The following is a 484-nucleotide window of genomic DNA, read 5'->3' as shown; positions in this document are numbered from 1 at the left end:
CATCCTCGACGGCAGCATCCGCGGCTTCATCGGCCTGGGCGGCAACTTCGTCCGCGCCATTCCTGACACCCTGCAGATGGAGCCGGCCTGGCGCAAACTGCGGTTGTCGGTCCAGGTGTCGACCAAGCTCAACCGCAATCACCTGATCACCGGCGAAGTGTCCTATATCTTGCCTTGCCTCGGTCGCACCGAGATCGACCGCCAGGCTACCGGCGAGCAACGCCACACAACCGAGGACAGCACCGGCTGCATCCGGGCCTGGAGCCGTCGCGGATGATCCACGAACTCGCCCGGCGGGTGATCACCCGCTTCGTCGAGGACGTCATCCGCGAGGGCGGCCGCCGCATCGCCGCCCTGGACCCGGGCCGCGTCGAGGACATCCGGAACGCGGACCAGCCGGTCATCGTGTTCTCGCCGGAGATCGCGGCGGCCGACGCCGACATCATGCGCTTCCTGTGGGAGCGGATGTACCGGCATCCGGGAC

Annotated in this window: 1 protein-coding gene and 1 pseudogene; both read left to right on the top strand. The window is 67.8% G+C overall.

Features of this window, described 5'->3' with window-relative positions:
- Positions 1-277 (top strand): annotated as a pseudogene (locus ACU8YC_RS26605) (CbbBc protein); the annotation flags it as partial.
- Positions 274-484 (top strand): hypothetical protein (locus ACU8YC_RS26600; RefSeq protein ID WP_446896206.1); only part of this gene is annotated, 211 nt, incomplete at its 3' end. The pseudogene ACU8YC_RS26605 and the gene ACU8YC_RS26600, both read left to right, overlap by 4 nt.

The organism is Citrobacter sp. VF227, assembly GCF_052950715.1.
Note: the sequence above shows the minus strand (reverse complement) of the source record. Positions and strands in the feature narration are given on the sequence as shown.